The organism is Amycolatopsis sp. SID8362 (assembly GCF_010550475.1).
GTDB classification, from domain to species: Bacteria; Actinomycetota; Actinomycetes; order Mycobacteriales; family Pseudonocardiaceae; genus Amycolatopsis; species Amycolatopsis eburnea.
This window is the reverse complement of record NZ_JAAGNB010001281.1, coordinates 1-3169: the sequence shown is the minus strand read 5'-3', so window position 1 is coordinate 3169 and position 3169 is coordinate 1. Positions and strand designations below refer to the sequence as shown.

Annotated in this window: 3 protein-coding genes; all 3 read right to left on the bottom strand. The window is 72.5% G+C overall.

Annotation, left to right across the window (positions count from 1 at the left end):
• Positions 1-874: serine/threonine-protein kinase (locus tag G3I65_RS39740; protein ID WP_160700655.1), on the bottom strand; the 874-nt coding region annotated here is incomplete at its 3' end.
• Between the two features lie 215 nt (positions 875-1089).
• The gene (locus G3I65_RS39735; protein ID WP_160700654.1) at positions 1090-1947 is read right to left on the bottom strand and encodes a hypothetical protein; all 858 of its coding nucleotides are present in this window, start codon (positions 1945-1947) and stop codon (positions 1090-1092) included.
• A 260-nt stretch (positions 1948-2207) separates the two neighbouring features.
• Positions 2208-3169 (bottom strand): hypothetical protein (locus G3I65_RS39730; protein WP_160700653.1); only part of this gene is annotated, 962 nt, incomplete at its 5' end.

Sequence of the window (3169 nt, the reverse complement as noted above, 5' to 3'; positions counted from 1 at the left end):
CGGCGGACGGCGCCAGCATCGTCTCCTCGGCCGGGCCGCCGAGCGGCGTCTCGCCGCGCGCGACGGCCGCGAGCAGCTCCTCGCACTCCTCGGCGGTCGGCCGGTGCTCGACGTCCGGGTGCAGCAGCACGGCCAGCACGCTGGCCAGCGGCCCCGACTGGCGTGGCGGGTTGATCTGCCCGGCCGCGACCGCGTGCAGCAGGCTCAGCGTGTTTTCCGACAGCCCGAACGGCGGCTGGCCCTCGCACGCGGCGTACAGCGTGGAGCCGAGCGAGAAGACGTCGGACTCCGGGCCGGGGTCCCCGCCGATGGCGACCTCGGGGGCCAGGTAGGCGGGCGTGCCGGCGATCATCCCGGTCTTGGTGACCGTGACGTCGTCCTTGGCGCGCGAGATGCCGAAGTCGGTGATCTTCACCGTGCCGTTGCCGGCGAGCAGGATGTTGCCCGGCTTGATGTCGCGGTGGACGATGCCGACCGCGTGCGCCTCGCGCAGCGCCGCGGCGACCTGGGCGCCGATGCGCGCCACCTCGGTCGGCGGCAGCGTGCGGCGTTCCTGCAGCACGGCGGCCAGGCTGGTGGAGTTGAGGTACTCCATGATCAGGCAGGGCTGGCCGTTGTCGTCGGTGACGACGTCGAAGACGGAGATCGCGTTCGGGTGGTGCAGCCGTGCCGCGATCCGGCCCTCGCGCATGGTGCGCTGCCGGGCGTCCTCTTTGTCGTGCTCGTCCAGGTGCGGCTGGAGCAGGAGCTGCTTGATCGCCACGGTGCGGCCCAGGACCTCGTCGTGCGCCTGCCAGACGGCCCCCATCGCGCCCGTGCCGATCCGGCCGACGATGCGGTACCGATCGGCGACCAGACGACCCTCGTCGCTCACGCGACCTCCCTTTGGGCTCCGACTTCACCAGGGCGTGAGGATAGGTGCCTGGTGACGCGGCCACGAACACGCCGCGTCGTTGGAGCGTATGCACATGTCGTGGGCTCTGTGCCGGCTTTTCCGAGACCGGCCCGTGACAAGGCTAGGCGCTCACTCTGCGCACACGAATCCGGCACGGGCACTTGAACCAGGGGTGAAGGGATGATCGCCGAGGGCTACATGTACTGGGCCGAGACGAGCTCGGCCTCGGTGATCAACCCGCCGGTGTCGGCGACCCGGAACAGCTGGGTGACGCGCACCAGCGCGCCGTCCGGCCGGTGCAGCGTCGCGACCGCGAGGATCGAGCCGTCCGGCTTGATCTGCGTGTCGGCTTCCTGCACGTCGATGGCGTCCATCGAGCTCCAGGTGCGGACGAGTTCGCCGGCCGCGCCGCCCGCCAGATCGGGGCTCAGCAGCGCGAGCGCGCCCGACGAGTCACGCGCGATGGCCGCGTAGAAGTCCTTTACCGCCTGGATCTTCCGGCTCGCGCTGCGCGCGTCGGCCGCCTTGTCCGGGACCGGTTCGGCGGTGTTCGACGCCGTCTCCTGCCGCGAGCCCTCGGCGACCTGGGCGGACGGCTGACCGCCGTCGGCCGGCGAGCCCTGCGTCGACTGCCCGGGGTGCGCCGGGGTGCCGCCACCGGCCTGGTGCTGCGGGACGGCGAGGCCGCCGAGCTCCGCGGCCCCGCTGAAGCCGGCCGGGGTGGACTGCCCGCCGGCGGACACCGCGCGGTGCGAGCTGGTCAGCATCGGCGCGGCGATCACCGCGCCGGCGACGAGCGCGCCCGCGGCGACGAGACCGGTCAGCTTGGCGCGGCGGGCGAAGCGGCTTTCGGGCTCACCGGCGTCTTCGGCCTGCTCCGGTTCGCGCACCGGCTCCGGCCGCGGCGGCAGGAACTTCTGCGGGTCGCGGAAGACCTGCTCGAGATAGTCGCGGTCGGCGTCACCGACGCCGTCGAGAATCTCGGCCGGGATGACGTCCTCGACGCGGACGGCGTGGGGTGTCTCACGCCGTGTGCGCTGCCGATCAAGCACGAAAGTCCTCGCTCTGGGGTTCCGGGGACGGTCACTCCGCCGTTCGGCGGGGCTTCCGTTGGTCCGGGTGGCCGACTCGTGGCCGGTTCCGGATCCGCTGTCGTCAGGTAACCCTGTGCGGACGGCGATCACCAGGCTCTGTCGCCGGAATGCCGTCGCGATACGACGAGCGGCAGCTTATGTCACCCACCCGGACCAGGCATAACCGCTCGGCGCACCGCACGTGCATCGGAACGGGCGAACCGCACGTGCAGGTGCGGTTACCGGCCGTCAGTCGCGATCTTGTCGCCGTCGCCGAACGTCAGCGTGCGCTCTTCCATCGTCTTGGTCCCGTCCGTGTGGGTGACCTCGACGGTGTTCACGGTGACGCCGCGTTGCTGGTCGATGCTGACTTTCTTGACCTCGAAGTAGGCGATGCCGGCGTACCGCTCCGCGAGCGCCTGCGGTCCCTGGTCGTGCAGCTCGCCGGTGGTCACCGACGACGCCGACGCGGGGTCGGTGGTGACCGTGTTGAAGAACTTCTCCGAGTTGTCGCCCATGGTCTGGGCGTCCGGCGGGAAGGAGTACCACCACGGCGGTTTCACCGGGGTCTCGCGCTGCGCGGGCGTGACCGGCGGCTTCTGTGGCGCGCTGGCCGGCGTCGTCGTGCCGGGTGTCGTCCCCGTGGAGTCGGACGTGCTGCTGCCCGGGCCGGAGGAGCTTTCGCCCGGCCCGGCGCCGCCGTTGGCGCTGGTCTTCCGCTCGCCGGCGTTGTCGTTGCCCGGCCGGGACGAGGTCTCCGGGCCGGACGCGGAACCGCCTTCCGAAGGGGGCTGGTGCTCACCGGTCGGGTCGATCACCGTCGGCACGCCCTGGTAGCCGGGCCACGAGCCCTGGACGGCCTGGTCCACCGGCGGCTTCCCGACCAGGAAGGACCCGGCGCACAGGAGCCCGACGACCACGGCGCCGGACGCGCCGGTGGCGAACCAGGCGGCCTTCCGCCACGTCTTCGGCGGCGTCACCGACGCGGGCACCGAGCCGATGGTGAAGCCGCCCAGGCCGTCGAGCGGGGGCGCGCTGTAGATGCGGACGTCGTCTTCGTCCAGGTCGACCGCGCTCGGCCGCGGCGCGGCCAGCGAGACGCGGGTGCGGCGCGCGGCCTGGTCGGCGCGCGACTCGGCGGGTTCGAAGTCGTCGTAGGCGTCCTCGACGGCGTCGAGGGGGAGGCTGCCGTGCGCGGCCG